The 19,052-nt window shown below is 65.8% G+C and carries 21 protein-coding genes; 8 read left to right on the forward strand and 13 right to left on the reverse strand.

Annotated elements, in window-relative coordinates; genetic code table 11:
* Positions 1–35 precede the first annotated feature (35 nt).
* The 6 genes from VIQ49_RS23765 to mrf all read right to left on the reverse strand — a co-directional run bounded on the left by VIQ49_RS23765 (position 36) and on the right by mrf (position 4,801).
* Complete coding sequence (locus VIQ49_RS23765; RefSeq protein WP_331889118.1) at positions 36–1,493, reverse strand: HAMP domain-containing sensor histidine kinase; 1,458 nt, start codon at positions 1,491–1,493, stop codon at positions 36–38.
* A gap of 56 nt (positions 1,494–1,549) precedes the next feature.
* On the reverse strand, positions 1,550–2,236 hold the full coding sequence (locus tag VIQ49_RS23770; protein ID WP_331889056.1) for a response regulator transcription factor: 687 nt from the start codon (positions 2,234–2,236) through the stop codon (positions 1,550–1,552).
* A gap of 68 nt (positions 2,237–2,304) precedes the next feature.
* A complete protein-coding gene (locus VIQ49_RS23775; protein ID WP_331889057.1) occupies positions 2,305–2,919 on the reverse strand; it encodes a trimeric intracellular cation channel family protein in 615 nt (204 codons plus the stop codon).
* A 91-nt stretch (positions 2,920–3,010) separates the two neighbouring features.
* Complete coding sequence (gene rpmF / locus VIQ49_RS23780) at positions 3,011–3,184, reverse strand: 50S ribosomal protein L32 (protein WP_331889058.1); 174 nt, start codon at positions 3,182–3,184, stop codon at positions 3,011–3,013.
* A gap of 22 nt (positions 3,185–3,206) precedes the next feature.
* Positions 3,207–3,473 (reverse strand): type B 50S ribosomal protein L31, encoded by a 267-nt coding sequence (locus tag VIQ49_RS23785; protein WP_331889059.1) that lies wholly within the window; start codon positions 3,471–3,473, stop codon positions 3,207–3,209.
* Positions 3,470–4,801 (reverse strand): ribosome hibernation factor-recruiting GTPase MRF, encoded by a 1,332-nt coding sequence (gene mrf / locus VIQ49_RS23790; RefSeq protein WP_414731704.1) that lies wholly within the window; start codon positions 4,799–4,801, stop codon positions 3,470–3,472. The genes VIQ49_RS23785 and mrf overlap by 4 nt, the downstream gene beginning before the upstream one ends.
* 113 nt (positions 4,802–4,914) lie before the next feature.
* Here mrf and rpmB point away from each other — a divergent pair, with 113 nt between their 5' ends.
* The 7 genes from rpmB (at position 4,915) to VIQ49_RS23825 (ending at position 8,021) form a co-directional block, all read left to right on the forward strand.
* The gene (gene rpmB, locus VIQ49_RS23795; protein ID WP_331889061.1) at positions 4,915–5,151 is read left to right on the forward strand and encodes a 50S ribosomal protein L28; all 237 of its coding nucleotides are present in this window, start codon (positions 4,915–4,917) and stop codon (positions 5,149–5,151) included.
* The gene (gene rpmG / locus VIQ49_RS23800; RefSeq protein ID WP_331889062.1) at positions 5,152–5,316 is read left to right on the forward strand and encodes a 50S ribosomal protein L33; all 165 of its coding nucleotides are present in this window, start codon (positions 5,152–5,154) and stop codon (positions 5,314–5,316) included.
* A complete protein-coding gene (gene rpsN, locus VIQ49_RS23805) occupies positions 5,316–5,621 on the forward strand; it encodes a 30S ribosomal protein S14 (RefSeq protein WP_331889063.1) in 306 nt (101 codons plus the stop codon). The genes rpmG and rpsN overlap by 1 nt, the downstream gene beginning before the upstream one ends.
* A gap of 39 nt (positions 5,622–5,660) precedes the next feature.
* Positions 5,661–5,900: a 30S ribosomal protein S18 gene (gene rpsR / locus VIQ49_RS23810; RefSeq protein ID WP_331889064.1), complete on the forward strand. Its 240-nt coding sequence runs from the start codon at positions 5,661–5,663 to the stop codon at positions 5,898–5,900.
* A 97-nt stretch (positions 5,901–5,997) separates the two neighbouring features.
* Positions 5,998–6,366, forward strand: a complete 369-nt coding sequence (locus tag VIQ49_RS23815) for a hypothetical protein (protein ID WP_331889065.1) — start codon at positions 5,998–6,000, stop codon at positions 6,364–6,366.
* A 9-nt stretch (positions 6,367–6,375) separates the two neighbouring features.
* Positions 6,376–7,326, forward strand: coding sequence for an AEC family transporter (locus tag VIQ49_RS23820; RefSeq protein ID WP_331889066.1), 951 nt, complete (start codon positions 6,376–6,378; stop codon positions 7,324–7,326).
* A gap of 29 nt (positions 7,327–7,355) precedes the next feature.
* On the forward strand, positions 7,356–8,021 hold the full coding sequence (locus VIQ49_RS23825; RefSeq protein ID WP_331889067.1) for a DUF1707 SHOCT-like domain-containing protein: 666 nt from the start codon (positions 7,356–7,358) through the stop codon (positions 8,019–8,021).
* A 31-nt stretch (positions 8,022–8,052) separates the two neighbouring features.
* On the opposite strand, the gene VIQ49_RS23830 is transcribed toward VIQ49_RS23825, so the two are convergent.
* Together VIQ49_RS23830 and VIQ49_RS23835 are read right to left on the reverse strand one after the other, a co-directional pair.
* Positions 8,053–10,056: a VWA domain-containing protein gene (locus VIQ49_RS23830; protein ID WP_331889068.1), complete on the reverse strand. Its 2,004-nt coding sequence runs from the start codon at positions 10,054–10,056 to the stop codon at positions 8,053–8,055.
* A gap of 15 nt (positions 10,057–10,071) precedes the next feature.
* Positions 10,072–11,487 carry a sigma 54-interacting transcriptional regulator gene (locus VIQ49_RS23835; protein ID WP_331889069.1) on the reverse strand — a complete coding sequence of 472 codons (1,416 nt, stop codon included), beginning with the start codon at positions 11,485–11,487 and terminating at the stop codon, positions 10,072–10,074.
* A gap of 132 nt (positions 11,488–11,619) precedes the next feature.
* Between VIQ49_RS23835 and VIQ49_RS23840 the strand changes: the two genes are divergently transcribed.
* Complete coding sequence (locus VIQ49_RS23840; protein WP_331889070.1) at positions 11,620–12,879, forward strand: CoA transferase; 1,260 nt, start codon at positions 11,620–11,622, stop codon at positions 12,877–12,879.
* 95 nt (positions 12,880–12,974) lie between these two features.
* On the opposite strand, the gene VIQ49_RS23845 is transcribed toward VIQ49_RS23840, so the two are convergent.
* From VIQ49_RS23845 to VIQ49_RS23865, 5 genes are all read right to left on the reverse strand, one after another.
* Positions 12,975–13,721: a sulfite exporter TauE/SafE family protein gene (locus VIQ49_RS23845; RefSeq protein ID WP_331889071.1), complete on the reverse strand. Its 747-nt coding sequence runs from the start codon at positions 13,719–13,721 to the stop codon at positions 12,975–12,977.
* Between the two features lie 99 nt (positions 13,722–13,820).
* Entirely contained in the window at positions 13,821–15,386 is a 1,566-nt protein-coding gene (gene purH, locus VIQ49_RS23850) for a bifunctional phosphoribosylaminoimidazolecarboxamide formyltransferase/IMP cyclohydrolase (RefSeq protein ID WP_331889072.1), read from the reverse strand.
* The gene (gene purN, locus VIQ49_RS23855) at positions 15,383–15,991 is read right to left on the reverse strand and encodes a phosphoribosylglycinamide formyltransferase (RefSeq protein ID WP_331889073.1); all 609 of its coding nucleotides are present in this window, start codon (positions 15,989–15,991) and stop codon (positions 15,383–15,385) included. Before purN ends, purH begins: the two co-directional genes overlap by 4 nt.
* 139 nt (positions 15,992–16,130) lie before the next feature.
* Positions 16,131–17,648, reverse strand: a complete 1,518-nt coding sequence (locus VIQ49_RS23860; RefSeq protein ID WP_331889074.1) for a DUF6350 family protein — start codon at positions 17,646–17,648, stop codon at positions 16,131–16,133.
* A gap of 164 nt (positions 17,649–17,812) precedes the next feature.
* Positions 17,813–19,006, reverse strand: coding sequence for a DUF5336 domain-containing protein (locus VIQ49_RS23865; protein WP_331889075.1), 1,194 nt, complete (start codon positions 19,004–19,006; stop codon positions 17,813–17,815).
* Between the last annotated feature and the right edge of the window lie 46 nt (positions 19,007–19,052).

Genomic DNA, 19,052 nt, shown 5'->3' on the forward strand with positions numbered 1-19,052 from the left:
TCCTACGCCCGAAGCCTGAACCGCGGCGCGGATACCTACTGCTGAACGACGCGCGGTGCGATCTCGGCGGCGGTCGGCAATCCGGGCAGGCTGATGGTCAGCAGCGCACCGCCGGATTCGGATTCGCCGGCGACCACCGCGCCCCCGTGGCGCACGACCACCTGACGGACGATGGCGAGTCCGAGGCCGGAGCCGGGCATCGACCTCGCAGCCGTCGACCGGTAGAAGCGTTCGAAGATCAGCTCCCGGTCCTCGGGGGGTATACCCGGGCCGGCATCGGCAACGGTCAGCTCGGCCCGCCGGGGCTCGACCTGGGTCAGCTTCACCACCACCGGGCATCCGGGTGGGCTCCACTTGGCCGCGTTGTCCAGAACGTTGAGGACCGCACGCGAGAGTCCGGCACTCTCACCGAATACAAACCACGGGCTGACCTGTACGGAGAAGTCCACGTCGGTACGGCGGCGGCGCACCCGTTCCAGCGACCGGTCGATGACCTCGGACAGGTCGATCTCCTCGTGGACCACCTCCGGGGCGTCTTCCCTGGCGAGGTCGACGAGGTCGCCGACCAACGTGGACAGCTCCTCGATCTGCGCCATCAGGTCGGCGCGCAGCTCGGCCATGTCCGAGTCCGGAACCGCCCGGGCACCGGGTTCGGACGAGGCGATCATCAACTCGAGGTTGGTCCGCAGCGATGTCAGTGGCGTCCGCAGCTCGTGGCCGGCATCGGCGACCAGACGCGACTGACGGTCCCGTGACTCTGCCAATGCCCGCAGCATCAGGTTGAAACTCTCGGTGAGCCTTGCCAACTCGTCATTGCCGACCACCGGGATCGGTGTCAGGTCGTCGGTTCTCGCCACCCGCTCCGCGGCTCTCGTCAGACGTGCGACCGGACGCAAACCCGCTCTGGCAACGGTTGTTCCGGCCACCGCCGCCAAGATGATGCCGCAGCCACCGATCACCCCCAGCACCCACGCCAACCGTCCGAGCACCTCGTCGGTTTCACCGAGGCTCTGCGAGATGATCAGGGTGTTGCCGTCGACGAGCTTGCGCGCCAGCACCCGCTGGTTCTTCGAGGTCCGCAGCGACGACTCGGCTTTGCCGTCGACCACCGCTTGCTCGGGATCGCCGTACGGCACGCTCCCGATCTGAAATCCCCGTCCGCCGGGCATCACCAGCGCCACTGACATATCCGTCGAGTACACGGTGCCCGCGACCAGGGCCGACGGTGAATCGTCGAGTACACCGATGCGGGCCAGTTCGGTCATCCCGTTGGCCCGGTTGGTCAGCTGCGAATCGACGTCCGCGTACATGGCCCGGTACACCACCGCGAATGCGGCAGCGGCCATCACGGCCACCGCGATACCGACCACGGTGGCGGCCAGGATGGTGATGCGCCACCGCAGCGAGATGGTGCGGGTCAGCGGCATCGGCTCACGCATCTGCCGCGGCAATTCGTTGTCGGGGATGAGAAGCGTCGGACGTTGCGGCGTGATCGACTCCGTCTGAGTCGAATGCCGGTGAAAAGAACTCACGGTGCAGTGCTCACGATCTACGGCGGGGTCTCCCGCAGGACGTACCCGACGCCCCGCACGGTGTGGATGAGTCGGCTCTCGCCCTCGGCCTCGGTCTTACGACGCAGGTAACCGACGTAGACCTCGAGAGCGTTGCCCGACGTGGGAAAGTCGTAGCCCCACACCTCTTCCAGGATCCGGCTCCGCGTCAGGACGCGCCTCGGGTTGGCCATCAACATCTCCAGAAGCGCAAACTCTGTGCGTGTCAGGCTGATCGACCGCTCACCACGGGTGACGTCTCGTGTGACCGGGTCCATCGTGAGGTCCTCGAAGGTCATCGCCTCGGAGTCGGGCAGGGGTTCGGTGGTGGCCCGGCGCATCAACGCCCGCATCCGGGCCAGAAGCTCTTCGAGGGCAAAAGGCTTGGGAAGATAGTCATCGGCACCGGCATCGAGACCGGCCACACGCTCGGACACCGAGTCGCGAGCGGTGAGCACCAGGATCGGCAGGTCGTCACCGGTGCTGCGGAGTCGACGGCAGACTTCCAGACCGTCCAGCCGCGGCATCATGACGTCGAGCACTACTGCGTCAGGGCGCTCGCTCGTGATTTTTTCCAGAGCTTCGACGCCGTCTCCGGCAGTGATCACCGTGTACCCGTTGAACGTCAGGGACCGGCGCAGAGATTCGCGAACGGCGCGATCGTCGTCCACAACAAGAATGCGCATGACAACAGTCTTACGTGACCTGCTGAGAGACCGCTGAGTAATCCTCCGGCGCGCCCCGGAGTTATTGCTCAGGATCGACGTTGCGGGGCCATCGGCAGGTGCCATTTGAACTGCAGGCTCGCGATACGTAACAGGGTCGCCACCACCGCGCCGCCAACAAGACCGGTCCATTCCGGCCAGCCGATTCCGTCGACGATCACCACCGCCAGCGCACCACACATCGCCGGGACGGCGTAGAGATCGGTCGGGCGCAACAGCAACGGCACCTCGCCGGCGAGGACATCGCGCAGCACACCACCCCCGACCGCCGTGGTGATGCCGATCAACACCGCTGCCATCGCGCTCGCGGCGTGCTCGAGGGCCAGCAACGCGCCCGAGACCGCGAACACACCCATCCCGATCGCGTCGAGGATCAGGATCGCCGGAAACAGCCGCTTGAAGGCCGGGTGGAAGAAGAACGTGATCAGCCCGGACACCAACGCGATGGTCAGATTCGGCCAATGCTGCACCGACGTGGGCGGGGTGATGCCCAGCAGGAGGTCGCGGATCACTCCGCCGCCCACGCCGGTGGCCGCACCCATCGACAGGATTCCGAAGAGGTCGAAGTCTTTGCGGATACCGACCAGTGCGCCCGAACAGGCGAACACCGCGATACCCGCGCAGTTCAGAACTTCTTGCAGCACCGCTGATCACCCTCCGAGATCATGCTCCGGACACAACAAAAGGCTGACCGTCGTGCGACGGCCAGCCTCAGTGTTGAGCCTTACGAGCTAGTCAGCGACGATCGAGATCGACGAGACCCAGCTTCACTGCCTTGACCAGGCGACGGGGCACGCGATGCGCGACACCGCCGACCTTGACCTCCTGCAGTGCCGGGTTGTCGGCCTTCCACTGCGAGCGGCGGCTACGAGTATTCGACCGCGACATCCGGCGCTTCGGTACAGCCATGATTCAGCCCTTCATTTCTTCGTTACGTATCGGGGTTTGTGCGTGTTCGCTTGCCATATCGGCGCTCGAACTTCTGCACTCGTCCTGCGGTGTCCGTTACCCGATGCGCACCGGTCCAGAATGGGTGCGAGTCGGACGTGACATCGACAACCACTAGAGGGTACCGGTTACCCCCCTCCCATTCCAAAGTGACGCCTGAAGTCATCGTCGAACGGGTCAGGAACATGGTGCCCGTGGACGAATCCTTGAAGATCACCGGGTGGTAGTCGGGATGGATGTTCGGTTTCATCTGTTGCCCTCTCTTCCCGGATCCGAGCCCGGGGTATCCAGAAGTGCTCGTTCGTCGAGCAGGTCGATGCACGGGTCCGCGTGAGCGCGACCGAACGGGTCGGAGAACCGGTCCCATCCGCTCTGCCCGTCGGCGAGTTCGTCGTCGGTGAGCAGGGCGGCACCGAGTTCCCGCCGGATCACCGCGGGATCGGCGTGGTGCGATATCGCCACGATCGAGCTGTTGCGGTCGCCGTACAGCGGATGCCACCGCAACGACGCCATCGCCAGCCGTTCCGGGTCGACGAGTGCCACCTGGTCATCACTCATCGCGGCCAGCCAGGCACCGCCGGTTGCGATCCGCAGTCCGCCGCCGGCGCTCTCGAGCCATAGCGCCTCATCGGGCTGCGTGGCGAGCCAGAGGCGTCCGCGAGCAGCGACCACGCCGTCGAGCAGGACATCAATCGCCTCGTGTAGCCGTTCCGGGTGAAACGGACGATCGGATTCGAACTCGACCACAGTGACGCCGCAGTCCGTCGCCAGCGGAGGCTGGCCCCGCAGCAGCGGGTCATGGGGTCCGGTGATGCGACCGCGCCGAGCACCCGGCCCGATCGCGGCGATCAGTCCGCCCATGATGTGCGGGGTCAGGGGTCGCTGGGCAAGGTCCATGATGATCGGGACCTCCGGATTGAGCCGTTTGAGCACGGCGAACAACCGCGCACCGGCCCAGCCGTCCTCGGCCCTCCCGTGCACGACCAGGGCATCGGCGAACTCGACGTGCCCGACAGCCAACTGGGCCACCGTCCGTTCGTCATCCGCCGTGCCGCGACCGACCTCGGCGAGCGCGACATCTCCGGTGGCGTCGTCGAGCCAGGTGCCTTCGTCGACGCAGCCGATCACCGCCTCGATCTCGACATCGCGCCCGGCCGGACCATCGACCTGGCCGGGGACTCCCGAGACGACGACGGTGGCGATCGCGGCCGACATCGGCTCGGATTCGAGGGCCGGATCCAACGCGAGCACGATCCGGTCTACATTGCTCCGTCGATGCAACATCCGCAGTAGAGGCAGAACATCTTCCCTCATCGCGCAGGACAGACATCCGTGATCGAGCATGTTCTGCGTTGTGCGCGAATCCAATTCACCGTCGGCGCCGATGGTCGAGACCGTCCGCACGATGGTTCCCTCGCCGATGAGCGACAGGTCGTGCTGCACCACGGCCGTACCGGGAACAGCAAGTGCGTGTGCGGTACGCGCCGACGCGGATCGGTCGAAGCCGGTGACGATCACCAGTGGCGTCTTGCTGGTCGAACGGCGCACTGACAACTCCTTATCGGTAATTGTTTTCATTTGTGTGGTTTTGAATGTACAGTCTCGATCACGTCTTGTCGACAATCATTCCCATTAGCTCGGCTCGATCCCACCAGAGCCCGATCATTTCCCCACGAGCCAAGGAGGCGAGGATGTCCAACCGCTGCCAGATCACCGGACGCACACCCGGATTCGGCAAACAGGTGTCACATTCACATGTACGCACATCGCGACGCTGGAACCCGAACATCCAGCGTCGCAAGTACCACCTGCCCAGCGAGCGCCGCATGGTCACACTTCGCGTGAGCACCAAGGGAATCAAGACCATCGACCGCATCGGCATCGAGGCCGCGGTCGCCGCGGCGCGTACTCGAGGAGAACGAATCTAAATGGCCCGCACCGATATTCGACCCATCATCAAGCTCAAGTCCACCGCCGGCACCGGTTACACCTACGTCACCCGCAAGAACCGCCGCAACGACCCCGACCGGATGGTCCTCCGCAAATACGACCCACGCGTCCGCCGGCACGTCGACTTTCGAGAGGAACGCTGATGGCCAAGAAGTCGAAGATCGCAAAGAACGAACAGCGCAAGGTGATCGTCGCCCGCTACGCCGAGAGACGCGCCGAACTGAAGGAGACGATCCGCACACCGTCCTCCACCGACAGCGAGCGGATGGCCGCACAGGCTGCGCTGCAACGCCTTCCACGCGATGCCAGTCCGGTCCGGATCCGCAACAGGGACGCCGTGGACGGCAGGCCGCGTGGCTATCTCGGCAAGTTCGGGGTGTCCCGCGTCCGACTGCGTTCGATGGCCCACAACGGAGAACTTCCCGGAGTCACCAAATCAAGCTGGTGACAATCCCTTCCCAGACCCCCGTGTACAAGGAGAACCATGATGGCCCGCCGCCCCCGACCGACGCCGCCACCCAAACGCAAGAAGAACCTGCTCACCACCGTCGGCGTGAGTGCCGTCGACTACAAGGACACCGCCCTGCTCCGGCAGTTCCTGTCCGACCGAGGAAAGATCAGGAGCCGCTCCGTCACGGGCCTCGATCCCCAGCAGCAGCGACAGGTCGCCACCGCCATCCGGAACGCCCGCGAGATGGCACTGCTGCCCTATCCCGACTCACGATGACACCCGCCGATCACTTTCCACTTGCAAAAGTGGAAAGTGATCCTTCTTCGGCACCCTGTTCGCGCTGATCGTCATCGAGTTCGCGTTCTTCAGCTGGATGAGCAAGCGCCACGGCGCATTTCCGATGCCGGGCAAGGGCACACCTCCGGCAGAGATCCGGGTGGAATGGAACCGCTACTTCCTGGCGTTGCCGGTGGTCGCCAGCGTCGTCACACTCACCTGGTGGCGGGTGGGAATCCCGGCGGCCGCAGCGGTCACGTTTGTGTTGATCACCGGCGGGCTGCTGATCAACGAACGGCGCTACAACCATGCCGCCGCAGCAGTGCCGGCAAAAAGGCCTATGGGGCGCACCGGGCGGCACTCCAAGCCCTGCTCGAAGGCGCTCCCAAACCCCGATGATGTGCCCTTTGGGCGAAGAAAAGCCCAGGTGGACCCCGCCAAAACAGCACATCACCGCGGTCCCTAGACTGCTCGGGTGTCAGGCGTAATCCAGGGGTTCACGGTCATCTTCATCGTGATCGCCGTCGGATTCGTCCTCGGACGCACCGACCTGCTCGGACCCGGCGCGACGATGGTGTTGTCGCGGCTGGTGTTCTTCGTCTGCACACCGGCCCTGCTGTTCTCGTCGCTGGCCACAGCCGATCTCGCCGATGTGTTCTCGACCACACTGGTGGTCGCGGGCGGCAGCGCGTTCATCGTCGGCGCCCTGTACTTCGCGATCGCACGACTGCTGATGCGGCGTGCGATACCGGAGGCCACCATCGGGGCGCTGTCCGCGTCGTACGTCAATTCCGCGAACCTCGGTATCCCGATTGCCATCTTCGTCCTCGACGACGCCTCTTTCGTGGCGCCACTGCTGCTGTTCCAAATCATGGTGTATTCGCCGCTGGCGTTGACCACGCTGGACCTGACCGCACTCGACCGCCTCGATGCCGACGGAAACAAGCGCCGGATTTCTCTGCGCGACACGATTGTCGCGCCGCTGACCAATCCGATTGTCCTCGGGGGCGCGGCCGGATTGGCCATCGCCATCAGCGGTGTCACTCCCCCGCAGGCCCTGATGGAACCCTTCGACATGCTGGGCAATGCCTCCGTACCCGGTGCCCTCCTGGTGTTCGGACTGTCCCTGACCGGCGTCGCGGTGTTGCAGAAGGGCGAGAGTCCCCGCCTCGACATCGCCCTCGCCACCGTGCTCAAGATGATCGTGCAGCCGGCCCTCGTATATGTCATGGCCCGGTTTGTCTTTGATGCCGAAGGGCACGAGCTGTTCGCGTTGGTGGTCATCGCCGCGCTGCCGACCGCGCAGAGCGTGCTCGTCTACGCCACCCGATACCAGCGCGGCGTCGTTCTCGCCCGTGATTCGGCCTTGGTGACGACGCTTCTCGCGGTTCCGGGAATCGCTCTGATCGCCCTGCTTCTGGCTTGAGAGGGCCTGAGCCCACTACCGTGAGTCGGGTGAGCGATCTGACCCCAACCGGCGATTCCGAACCGACCCCCGACACCCACCTCAGCAAGGTGCGTGCCGGCGACCTCGATCGCCGGCTGGCGCTCGACATCCTGTCGCTGGCGATGACACAGGGACATCTGAGCCCGACCGAGTACGAGGACCGGGCCGACAAGGCGGTCGCGGCAAAGACCTTCGGTGAACTCGACGCCCTCACCGACGATCTGCCGTCACAGCTGAAACCGCCATCGGCGCCGGCCACACCGTCCGCCTCTCCGGCATCCCCGGCGTCCGATGCCGAAGTGATCCTCAACCGGATCGCCGTGATGAGTGGCTCCGAGCTCAAAGGCCGGGCGGCGGTCGGCGAGCATCTCAATGCCTTCGCCCTCATGGGTGGCGTCGAGATCGACCTGCGCGACGCCATTTTCACGGCCCCGACGCTGACCATCCGGGCCAACGCCATCATGGGCGGGATCGAGATCGTGGTCCCCGAGGACGCGACGGTCCGGGTCAACGGCTTCGGGTTCATGGGCGGCTTCGGCGGCGAACAGAACACTGACGGCCCCGGAGCTCCCGGCGCACCGACGATCATCGTCGGCGGCATGGCATTGATGGGCGGCGTCAGTGTGGCCCGCCGCCCACCGAAAGACGAGAAACCGTCGCTGAAGAAGTCGTAGCCGCCAGGCCCTGCAACCGATGCGCGCTCGGTCAGCGGGTGTTGCGACGGCGCTTGCCGCCGAGGTAGTCACCGACCACGGCTGCACCGAGACCGTCGAGGTCGGGTGCCACCACCCGGCCACCTACACGCCGCGCCATCTGATCCACAAAATGCACCAGACCGGGATCGTCGCCGAGCCGGAAGAAGCTGACCTGGGCACCGAGCCGGCCGACGTTGTCGAGTTCACGAACGGTCGCGCCGAGGGTCGCCGGATGCGGCGGGTAATAGAAGAACGGTTCTCCACCAGGCAGCAGATGCGCGGTCGGTTCACCGTCGGTGACGATCAAGACCACCGGCTGGGCATTGGGGTGGCGACGAAAGTGCCGCTGCGCCAGCAGGAGCGCGTGATGCAGGTTCGTTCCCTGCTGACGCATGCCATCGAGGCCGATGAGTTCACTCATCTCCAGCGTGCGGGCGTAGTGTCCGAACGAGATCAACTGCAGTTCGTCGCTGCGGAACCGCGTGGAGATCAGGTGGTTGAGCGCCATCGCGGTCCGCTTCATCGGCGTCCAGCGATTCTCGAGCCACATCGAGAACGACGTGTCGACCAGCAACGCGACCGCGGCCTGACTGCGGGCCTCGGTCTCGGCCACCTCCACGTCGCGGACGTCGATCCGCACACCGTCGCGGATCATCGCGTTGCCGGCATGGCGCTTGTCCCGATCCTCGGTCATGGTGCGCAGCACCGCATTCGACACCGTGCGGGTGACGTCCCAGGGTTCGGTATCACCGAACTCCCATTCCCGCGACGAACCGATCGGCTCTCCGGCCAAACCGGAACGACGGGTCTGACGGTCACCGCGGCGCCCCGACAGTTGCTCTGCCACATCCCGGAAGATCGACTGCCCCAGTTGCCGCATCGCCTTGGGTGACAGTTTCAGCTGACCATCGCTGCCTCGTTCGAGCAGGCCGTCTTCTTTCAGCGCGCGTTCGAGTTCGGCCAGTGTCCGGGCATCGACCGCCGCGTCTTCACCGAGCTGACGGGCGAGGGCATCGAGGTCGACGTCATCGAGTTGTGCACCCGAATACTGCTGGGAGAGTTGATCCGACAAGGACTCGAGTTCGGCGAGGTCCTGGAGCGCACCGGCGCCCTCACCCATGCCCATCCCCTGCTGCCCTTCGAAATCCTGTCCCTGGTCCCAGCCCATCCCCGGGCGGGCCTGCCGCAGTTGCGAATCCATCGCAGAGAGCTGCCCCATCAGGTCCGGTGATCCAAAGGCCTGCTGTGACAACTGGTCCAGTTCGGCCCGCTGCTCCGGCGACAACGAGTTGTAGAACTGCTGAGCAGCCGCGCTACGGGCCGCCAGTGAATCGATCAACTCATCGGTGTTCTGGGGATTCTCGGGGAAGAAATCTCCGTGCTTGTCCATGAACTCACCGAACTGTTCGGTGGTGTCCTCGCCCCGGTTGTGCGCCGCGAGAAGCTCGTTGAGGTCCTTGAGCATGTCGGTGATGCGCTGACGGTCTTCCTCGGTCGCCCCTTCCAGGGCTTCCTTCATCCCCGCGAACCGCTGATCGAGCAGTTCTCGACCGAGCAGATCCTTGATCTGGTTGTACTTCTCCTGGGCCTGCGGACTGCGCCAGTTGTATTCCGAGAGATCCTGCACCGCCTGCGCCGTCGACGGCGGCAGGTTCTCGATCTGCATCTCGGCAAACCGCGCGTCGTCGTCGAGGTCGCGGGCGAGTTGCTTGCGTTCGTCGAGGACGGCTTCGTCGAGCAGCTTGCGGATCTCCTCGAAGGTCCCGTTCAGGTTGCGCGACTTGAGGATCTGCTCGCGCCGCTTGTTGACCATCTCCCGCAGTTCGTCGAGCCCCCGCATGTTCTGGTTGCCGCGACGCAGATACTCCCGCATCGCCGACTGCGGCGATCCACCGGCCATCACGTCGTCGCCGATGGCGTCGAGTGCTTCCCGCAAGTCCACCGGAGGCGCCAACGGGTCGGGACCACCGGTGTACTTCAGGTAGCGAGCCCGGTGAAAATTATTGCGGGGCATGTGATTTCTCTCGGTTCAGCCGTACACGGTCTGGCCGGAGCCGTCGGCTTCTTTGCCGATCCGGCGGGCCAGGAACAAGCCTTCGAGGGCCAGCTCGAGGGCGCTGGCACGTTCACCGGGAGCGACCACATCGAGCCGCTCGGCGATCTTGTTGACCACCGGTTCGGTGCCTTCGGGCATCGACGTCAGCAGGTCGGCGGCAGAGACCCGATCACCCGTCACCACCGGCTCACTGGCCTCGAGTGCGGTGACCAGCGTGGCCAGATCCACGCCACCGAGGTGCTCACGCACGGTGTCGGCGGTCGACTTGCGCAGCAGGTGCTCGAGGATCTCGATCTCGCGGCCTTCTTCGCCCGACTCGAACTCGACCTTGCCGCGCAGCACCTCGATCACCGACGACAGGTCGACAACCCGTGCCACCGCGAGGTCTTCACCGAGTACCGCCGCGCGGTGCAGGGCCGCCGCGGCAACCGTTTCTGCGCCCGCGATGGCAAATCGGGCCGACACACCGGACCGCTGGTCGATCGCCGGATTGTCGCGGACGTACCGGGTGAACCGCGCGATGATCTCGATCAGGAACGTCGGGACGGTTGCCGTGAGGTCGGCTTCCTGCTCGATGACCGCGATCTCGTCCTCGAGTTCAATCGGATAGTGCGTGCGGATCTCCGCACCGAACCGGTCCTTGAGTGGCGAGATGATCCGCCCGCGGTTGGTGTAGTCCTCGGGGTTGGCGCTGGCCATCAGCACGACGTCGAGCGGCAGCCGCAGGCTGTAACCGCGGACCTGGATGTCGCGCTCCTCCATCACGTTGAGCATGGCGACCTGGATGCGTTCGGCGAGGTCGGGCAGTTCGTTGATCGCGATGATGCCGCGGTGGGCGCGCGGGATGAGCCCGAAGTGGATGGTCTCCGGATCGCCCAGGCTGCGGCCTTCGGCCACCTTCATCGGGTCGACGTCACCGACGAGGTCACCCACCGAGGTGTCGGGCGTGGCGAGTTTCTCCGCGTACCGCTCACTGCGGTGCCGCCACGAGATCGGCAGGTCGTCGAGCAGGTTGGCGGCCTTGCGGATCGATGCCGGGGTGATCGGCTCGAACGGGTGCTCGTCGAGTTCCGAACCCTCGATGACCGGGGTCCATTCGTCGAGCAGGCCGACGATGGTCCGCAGCAGACGCGTCTTGCCCTGACCCCGTTCACCCAGCATCACCACGTCATGGCCGGCGAGCAACGCACGCTCGAGATGCGGGATCACGGTGGTCTCGAAACCCAGGATGCCGGGCCACGGGTCGACGCCCGACCGCAGCGCGGTCAGCAGGTTGTTGCGGATCTCGTCCTTCACACTTCGCTGCACATGGCCCGAGGCACGCAGTTCGCCAAGGGTCCGTGGAGAGGGGTGTGCAGAGCGGGTTGTCGTGGTGTGGGGTGTGCTCACCTCTTCTACGCTACGAGTCCGGGCCGCGATGCGCACTTGTTACCCCCGTAGCGAAACTCGGGGCGACCGCTCAGAACCCCGTCGAGCGAGCCCGCCGACAGCCTGTCGGCGGTGATTCGACAAACTGAGACGATGACGCGCGCGAACCCGACCTCGTCCCCATCAAGCTCCGCGGCATCCGAGCCTGCGGCGCCCACCGGTGCCCTCGACGGAATCCGGGTACTCGAACTCGGTTCGCTGATCGCCGGGCCTTTCGGCGCCCGCCTGCTCGGCGATCTCGGCGCCGACGTGATCAAGATCGAGTCGCCGAACTCGCCCGACCCACTGCGCGGTTGGGGCCAGGCCGAGCGCGACGGACACCGATTCCTGTGGACCGTGTACGCGCGCAACAAGCGGGCGATCACACTGAATCTGCGCAGTGATCGTGGTCGCGAGATATTTCTCGAGTTGGTCGAGCAGGCCGACCTGATCGTCGAGAACTTCCGTCCCGGCACCCTCGAGAAGCTGGACATCGGCTACGACGTTCTCCGCGAACGCAATCGGGGGATCATCCTCGTGCGGGTCTCGGGATACGGCCAGACAGGTCCCGATGCGGGCCGCGCCGGATACGCATCGGTCGCGGAGGCCGAGAGTGGTCTGCGACATCTCAACGGCTACCCTGACCAGCCGCCGCCACGTATCGCGCTGTCCCTCGGCGACACCCTCGCGGGGATGTTCGCGGTTCACGGGGCACTCGCGGCGCTGTACCGGCGCACCGTCACCGGCGAGGGTCAGATCGTCGACGTGGCATTGAACGAGGCCTGCCTGGCCATCCAGGAATCAACCATCCCCGACTACGACCAGGGTGGCGTGATCCGCGGACCGTCGGGCACCCGCCTCGCGGGCATCGCGCCGTCGAACATCTACCCCACCGGCGACGGCAGCATGGTTGTCATCGGCGCCAACCAGGACACCGTCTTCCGGCGGCTGTGCGCTGCGATGGGACAACCCGAGCTGGCCACCGATCCCCGCTTCGTCGACCACGCCGCGCGCGGCATCAACCAGGACGAGATCGACGACATCATCGCCCGGTGGACCTCGCAGCAGTCACGCGGTCAGCTCATCGAGCTGCTCACCGAGGCCGGGGTGGTGGTCGGGCCGATCAACACCGTCGCCGACGTCGTCACCGATCCGCAGTTGCTGGCCCGCGACATGATCACCCCGCACTTCGACGAACGCATCGGCGAAAACGTCCTCGGACCGGGCATCGTCCCCAAACTGGTGGGCACCCCGGGCCGGGTCCGCAATGCCGGCCCATCTGTCCCTGGACGGCACAACACCGAAGTCCTGAGCGAACTCCTACACCTCGACGACACCGCGATAGCGGTATTGAAGGCCGACGGCGTCCTCTGACCTCCTCCGTAAACGCTCCGGTTCTGCGAAGACGCTCCACATACTTGCGGAGCGTCTTCGTAAAGCCGGAGCGTTTGCGTGTTGGTGGTGGCCGGTCAGCGGAAGGCCAACCAGATCGCGAGCCCGAAGCCGGCAAACGCGATGGCAATTCGCAGAGGTGTTGCCGGCAGCTTCGCCACCAGTGGTGGTCCGACCCAGCCGCCCGCGAGGCAACCCACCCCCATCACGGCTGCGGCCGTCCAGTCGATGGAACCGAAGATCACAAACACCACGGCCGCAACGGCATTCGACGCGGCCAGCAACACCGACTTGAACAGCGTTGCCTGCCACAGCGTCTGGCTCGTGGCGATCAGTGATACGGCGAGAAAAATGATCCCGGCACCGGCGCCGAAGTATCCGCCGTAGATGGCGATGACGAACACCGCGATGGGCAGGATTCCGGGGATGTCACGATGCCCGGACATCCGGCGGATCAACGGCTGACACAACAACAGGAGGGAAGCGACCGCCACCAGGTACGGGACCACCGCCTCGAACGTGCTCGCCGACGTCAGCAACAGGACCACGGCACCGAGAAGTCCACCGGCACCGGCGGCAACGAGCAGGCCGACGAGCCGTCGATCATAGGTCAGTGACGCCCGGGCCTGAGTTGCGCTCCCGATTCCCACCGGGATCAGCGCGACGGTGTTGGTGACGTTGGCGGTGATGGGCGGCAGCCCGGCCAGCAGCAGGGCCGGATAGCTGACGAGTGAGGCGAGCCCGGTCACGTAACCCACCACGCCGGCGAGAAACCCGGCGGCCATCAAGAACGCCAGTTCTGCCACCGCCGCAACGTACCTCATGCGCCTCGCCGGCCCGCAAACGCTCCGGGAATACGAAGACGCTCCACATATTTGTGGAGCGTCTTCGTATTTGTGGAGCGTTTGCGGAGCGTCGCGGGGTCAGTGGGCGAAGTGCCGGGCCCCGGTCAGGTACAAGGTGACGCCGGCCTCGTTCGCGGCCGCGATCACCTCGTTGTCACGAATCGAACCACCCGGCTGCACAACGGCTTTCACGCCGCCGTCGATGAGAACCTGCAGTCCGTCCGGAAACGGGAAGAACGCGTCCGACGCACCGACGCTGCCGCGGGCCCGATCACCGGCACGCGTCACCGCGAGATGTGCGGAGTCGACACGGTTCACCTGTCCCATACCGACACCCACCGACGCCCCGTCCGATGCCAGCAGAATCGCATTCGACTTCACCGCGCGGCAGGCCCGCCACGCGAACTCGAGGTCCGCGAGGGTGGCGGCGTCGGCCGACTCACCCGCTGCGAGCTGCCAGTTCTCCGGCGAATCACCCTCGGCGTCGAGGATGTCGCGGTGCTGGACGAGTATTCCGCCGCTGACCGGCTTCAGTTCGATGGCGTCGCGGCGCGGCGGCTGCGCGAGCAGCACCCGAACGTTCTTCTTCCGGGTCAGCACCGAGAGCGCACCGTCTTCGAACCCGGGGGCGACGATGACCTCGGTGAAGATCTCCGCGACCTGCTCGGCCATCTCCAGGCTCACCGGCCGGTTCGCGGCGATCACACCGCCATAGGCACTGACGGGGTCGCAGGCGTGGGCCTTGCGATGGGCGTCGGCGACATTCTCCGACGTTGCGATACCACAAGGGTTGGCGTGCTTGATGATCGCCACCGCAGGGACGGTGAAGTCAAAGGCGGCGCGCCACGCGGCGTCGGCGTCGGTGTAGTTGTTGTAGCTCATCTCCTTGCCGTGCAGCTGTTCCGCCTGCGCCAGGCCCGGAGCCCCGGTGGTGTTGACGTACAGCGCGGCAGGCTGATGCGGGTTCTCGCCGTAGCGGAGCACCGACGAGCGCTCCCAGCTATGGCCCGCCCAGACCGGGAATTCGCTCTCCGGATCGGGTGCGACCACCGAACCCATCCACGACGCGACCGCGATGTCGTAGTCAGCGGTGTGGCGGAATGCCTTTGCGGCCAGCGACTTCCGCTCGGCCAGGGTGAAGCCGCCGGCCTCGACCGCGGTCAGGACCCGGGTGTAGTCGGTGGGATCGACCACCACGCCGACGGATGGATGGTTCTTCGCGGCGCCACGCACCATCGACGGTCCGCCGATGTCGATCTGCTCAACGCACTCGTCGGGGCCGGCACCCGAGGCAACGGTGTCGGTGAACGGGTAGAGGTTGACGATGACCAGCTCGAACGCGGCGATCCCGAGTTCCGCGAGCTTCTCGACGTGTGCGTCTTTACGGGTGTCGGCGAGGATCCCGGCGTGCACGATCGGATGCAGGGTCTTGACCCGGCCTTCGAGGCACTCGGGGAAACCGGTCAGGTCGGAGACCTCGATGACCGGGACACCGGCCTCGGCGATCTTCTTGGCCGTCGAACCGGTCGAGACGATCTCGACGCCTCCGGCGTGCAAACCCTTGGCCAGCTCGGCCAGCCCGGATTTGTCGTACACGCTGACCAATGCCCGGCGGAAGGGCTTGCGCTGCAGGTCATTACTCACGGGATGTGGGCCTTTCGTCCTTCGATGACAACACCTTTGGTGGCGATCGAACGCACCACCGCAACAAGCAGCACGCGTTCGACCATCTTGATTCGCTCATGCAACGTGATTTCGTCGTCGCTGGACTGCACAGCGACCGGGGCCTGCGCGAGGATCGGCCCGGTGTCCACACCCGCGTCGACCAGGTGAATGGTCGAGCCGGTCACCTTGACGCCGTGTGCCAAGGCGTCGGCCACCGCGTGCGCCCCCGGGAACGCCGGAAGCAGCGCGGGGTGGGCATTGATGATGCGGCCACCGAACCGGTTGATGAACTCGGGGCCGAGGATCTTCATGAAACCCGCGGCGACCACCAGGTCCGGCTTGTACGCGGCAACGGTGTCTGCGAGGGTGCGATCCCATTCGGCACGATCGGCCATCATCGGGACGATCGCGGTCTCCACGCCACGGCGGCGCGCTGACTGCTCGGCGGCACACTCCCGGTCGGTCACCATCGCGACGACGTTGCCCGGGTAGTTGTCGTCCTCCGCCGCGTCGAGCAGCGCCGATGCCAGCGAACCCGCGCCCGACGCGAGGATCACAACGGACACCGGGGTGGCTGGCGGCATGGCGTCCAGTGTGGAACTCCTCGAACTCTGGTCGGAACTGAAATCTTCCGTTGGAACCTGATGACGAGGGGGCACCGGACACCACGATGATCATCCGCAGATGCCGCATCTCGCGGTTCAGAGCCTAATCGCCGGTGTTTCAGCGACGTCGTCGGGTACCGAACTCGTCGGTCGAGACCAGTTCCTCGCCGCCCACCGCCTCGATGATGTCCGAGTCGGGATCGTCCCAGTCTGTCTCGGTGACCCAATCGTCGACATCCCAGCCGTCGATGGCCGGCGCGATCTCGGTTTCGATGCCCGCGTCGCGATCGAGGATCGGGATCTCCGCCGGTTCGCGATATTCGATCTCCGGCTCGGCGGGGACGGCCGGTGCGGGGTCATCGGTGTCGTCGTCGGGGTCGGTGTCGTCGAATCCGTCGAACTCTTCGTCGGCGTAGTCGTCGTAGATCAGGTTGGTGGCCTGCGCCCGAGCCCGCCGGGTCGACGGGAGCGCGCTGTGGATGACTGCCACCACCGATCCGACAACGGCGATCCAGCCGAACGCGAACACCCCGACCACCGGCAGATTCGCGCCGACATCACCGAGGACGCCGAGTTCACCACCCGAGACCGCCGAGGCCACGACGAGCAGCACCGACGTCAGGCCCGCGGCGACGACCACCGTGCGGATGTTGCGCAGCAGCGACAGATCGACGCACAGACGGGCCACGAACAACGCCACGATGAGGGTTCCGATCAACAGGATCAGACCCCACCGTCCACCACCCCCGTCGGGGAGCACCGCCAGGATCGGCAGGGGCGGCACGCGTCCACCGCTGGATCCGAACACGTCGACGGTCGCGCCGCCCACCTGGACCTGCGCACCGACCAGCGCGGCTGCCGCACCGATCACCATGTTGGGCAGATACAGCACCGAGAGCAGGAACAGGCCCAGCACCCCGACCAGTCCGTTGCCCGCCGACATCAGTTCACCGGCGACCGACCAGTTGATGATCAACCGGAATGCCACCGCCAATGCGCCCAGCGTGAGCATCCCGACCACCGCGATCAGGCCGCAGCGCAGCCCCTTGATCACCCAGTCGGCCAGTCCGGTCCGCACCACGACCGTCGGCCACCATTTGTAGGCCACACCGCCGACCGCGCCCACGGCCTGCACCGCAAACGTGCAGACGAACGCCAGCAGTGCGTTGGGGCTCTGCACGGTCATCACCGTCGACGCGTCCATCACGACGGCCAGCGACAGAACGGTCGCCAGTAGTGGACCGCCGACAGCGGCGAGTACCACTGCGGCGACTTCCGAATGTGGGCGATCGACATCGGTCGCGCGGGCCGTGGACCGTCCCACCACAAAGATCATCAGCAACGTGGGGGCCATCGGCATCACGCCGACGGTCACATCACCCACGGTCATCGGTACCTGGTGAATCCCCAACCACATGGATGCCACTGCCACGGCCAGACTGCCGAGGCCATCGCCGACGCTCAGGAGCGTGACGGTCGCGACAACCGTCAGCAGCGCCAGCGTCGCCGCAGTGGTTCCGAAGGCAAGACGAACCAGGGCGCGTGTCGAATCCGCGGCACCCACCTCATCGGCGCGGCGCGAGCGGCGTATCTCGCGCAGACGCGCGGCGAGGTTTTCCGCTGTAGAGCTGACCACCGTCCCAGACTGTCATTCGCCTTGCAAACACTTGGTCAGGCGCGCCGACGATAAATGAGACGCTCGTTATGAAATAAAGCACCGGACAGCTGCGGCGCGTGTGCCACAACTGTCCGGTGCAATTCGGTGCGGGAATTGTTTCCGCACCGTATTCAGCAGATTCTTTACCGTTCCGGCGACTTGAACTGCGTCGTCTGATCGCTGCCCTGTCCCGGACGCTCTTCAGGGCTCGCCGCTCCCGGTGCCTGGTACGACGAGGCTCCCGGATGCGCGCTCGGGGCGCTCGGCTGTGACGACGGGCTGCTCGGCTGCGGTGCCGCGGCGGGAGCCGACGGGTTCGCAGACGGAACAGCTGTGGTCGCCTCGGAACTGCTCGACTTGCTCAGCCCCACCGAGTCCTGCGTGGCCGAAGCACTTTGGCCGTAGCTGGTCTGCGCGTACGGGTTGCTCGGCGAGGCAGGCGCGGCCTGATGGCTGCCTGAACTCTGCGCGCCCTGACCGTAGCCCGCGGCGTAGCCGCTGGACTGACCGTACGAGCCGCTCTGCCCATAGCTCGGCGTCGACTCCGCGGCCGACTGCGATCCGGTCGACGTGGCCGGCGTGGAGGCGGCAGCCGCTGCCCCGGTGTCGCCGGCGGTCTTGATGATTCCGGCCTCGACGAGCAGCCAGACCACGGCAACCGCAGCCTGGATGATCCCGAAGACGATCAGGAGAATGGTTCCGATACCGGCGTCGTAGTCGGCCTTGGTGAAGAACTGGAACAGAACGAGCAAACCGCCTGCGACAGAAAGTCCTGCGACGATCCCACTGAACTTCACCTGCTGCTTGAGCAGCAGAGTCGACAGTGCTACGAGTCCGGCGACAAACAGCAGCGCCAGCGCGATGGCACCGGAATCCTGGTAGACGTGGTTGCCGCCCACGTCCAGATCCTGCGCGTCGATCACAGGGGCGAAGCCGAGGAAGAAGTTGATCAGACCGAGGGCACCGAGCGCGTAGATCAGGTAGGTCCCGAACGCGGCGGGCAGACCACTGCGCGGAGCCGGCTGTGCGTAGCCCTGCTGACCGTAGCCTTGTTGTCCGTAGCCCTGCTGTCCATAGCCTTGCTGGCCGTAGCCCTGGGCCGGCTGCTGGCCGTAACCCTGCTGTCCGGCGGCCTGCTGGCCGTAACCCTGGGCCGGCTGCTGACCGTAACCCTGTTGCCCGGCGGGCGGTTGTTGGCCATATCCCTGGGCCGGCTGCTGGCCGTATCCCTGGCCGTATTGCTGTCCTCCGGCTTCGGGCTGTCCCGCGCCGGGGTACTGGGAGCCCTGGTACGGCTGCTGCGAGCCGTAGCCGGACCCCCCGGGTTGATAGCTCATTTTCCACTCCTGCGTTTGAGGACTTGGGTGTCGCGAACCACGCTAG

It is taken from the genome of Williamsia sp. (assembly GCF_036566845.1).
Taxonomy (GTDB): Bacteria; Actinomycetota; Actinomycetes; order Mycobacteriales; family Mycobacteriaceae; genus Williamsia.